The following is a 1,461-nucleotide window of genomic DNA, read 5'->3' as shown; positions in this document are numbered from 1 at the left end:
AGGCGTAGATTTTGCGCAAGCCCGCCGCAGCGTTCGCCCGCGGCTGGTTGAAAAACGGCGAGGCCCCGCTGGCTGCGGCCAGTTGCGCCGCCAGCGACACCAGGTCACCGCCCAGGGCCTGCATGCGCTCCAGCGTGAAGCGGGCCGACGGCCCGGCTATGCTGATGGTGCCCAGGGCCTGGCCTGCCAGGCACACCGGGGCGGCCATGGCGTTCAGGCCGGGGGTGTAGGTTTCCTGCGTCAGGCTGTAGCCGCGTTCGCGCGTGGCCTGCACCTGCGCCATCACTTCTTGCAGGGTCTTGGGGGCGTTGGGGCCAAACTCTTCCACCGGACCCACGCCCTGCTGGGCCACCAGGGCCAGGGCATCGTCGTCGGCCAGAGTGGACAACCAGGCCAGGCCCGAGGACGAGCAGGAGATGCGCGCATCGCTTCCCATGTCGGGGTCGTAGCGCAGGCCTTGGCGGGCACCCTGGGCGCGGGCCACCCAGGTCAGGCGGTTGCCGTCCACCACCGCCAGGCGCACCAGCTCGCCGGAGATTTCGGCCAGCCGGTCCAGCAGGGGCTGGGCAATGTCGACGATGCCGGTGTTGCTCAAAAAGCTCAGGCCCATGGACACCAGTTTGGTGGTGAGCAGGTAGTCACCGTGGTCACGCGTCTGGCGCACATAGCCGCAGCGGGCCAGGTCCACCAGCAGGCGGTGCACCGCGCTGCGGGGGATGTCGAGCCGGTCGGCAATCGCCGCCAGCTCCAGGCCGCCGCCGTGCTGGGACAGCAGCTCCAGGATGGCTAGGGTTCGTTCTAAAACACCGTTCATGGCTTGCTCGATTGTGTGTGGCGATAGCGCATCATACCAAAATCGGAATTAAATTCAATACTTGAATACTATTCCACTTTTGACTATGATTCAGCCAACACAAACCCTCCGGAGACTTATCCCATGACCGAACCCCTCAGCGGTGCCACCCGCATCCACTTCATCGTCGGCGACCCGATCGCCCAGGTGAAATCCCCCGCAGGCGTGACCCAGGAACTGCAGTCCCATGGCCATAACGCCTATGTCATACCCGCGCATGTGGCCCCGGCCAAGCTGGCGGCCTGGCTCGACGGCGTATCGCTGGCGCAGAACGTGGACGGCATCATCGTCACCGTGCCGCACAAATTTGCCTGCTTTGACCTGTGCGCCACCACTTCGGACCGCGCCGCCTTCTTGCACACCGTCAACACCATGCGCCGCAACCCCGACGGCAGCTGGCACGGCGACATGTTCGACGGCCTGGGCTTTGTGTCCGCCATGCAAGACAACGGCTGCCAGCCCGAAGGCAAAAAAGCCTTGCTGGTGGGCGCAGGCGGCGCGGGCTCGGCGATTGCCCATGCATTGGTGATGGCCGGCGTCAGCGAGCTGGCCATCTTTGATGCCGACACCGCCCGCCGCACCACGCTGGTGGACCGCCTGGCCGGCCT

The 1,461-nt window shown here is 65.9% G+C and carries 2 protein-coding genes; one reads left to right on the top strand and one right to left on the bottom strand.

Going from position 1 to position 1,461, the window contains the following annotated elements; genetic code table 11:
- On the bottom strand, nt 1-814 hold an 814-nt coding region (locus AC097L_RS24150; RefSeq protein WP_479589263.1), incomplete at its 3' end, for an IclR family transcriptional regulator.
- Nucleotides 815-937: 123 nt separating this feature from the next.
- On the opposite strand from AC097L_RS24150, the gene AC097L_RS24145 reads away from it, so the two are divergent.
- The coding region (locus AC097L_RS24145; RefSeq protein ID WP_479589262.1) for a shikimate dehydrogenase family protein at nt 938-1,461 on the top strand (524 nt) is incomplete at its 3' end.

The sequence above is a fragment of the Rhodoferax sp. RT5P35 genome (assembly GCF_056521385.1).
Note: the sequence above shows the minus strand (reverse complement) of the source record. Positions and strands in the feature narration are given on the sequence as shown.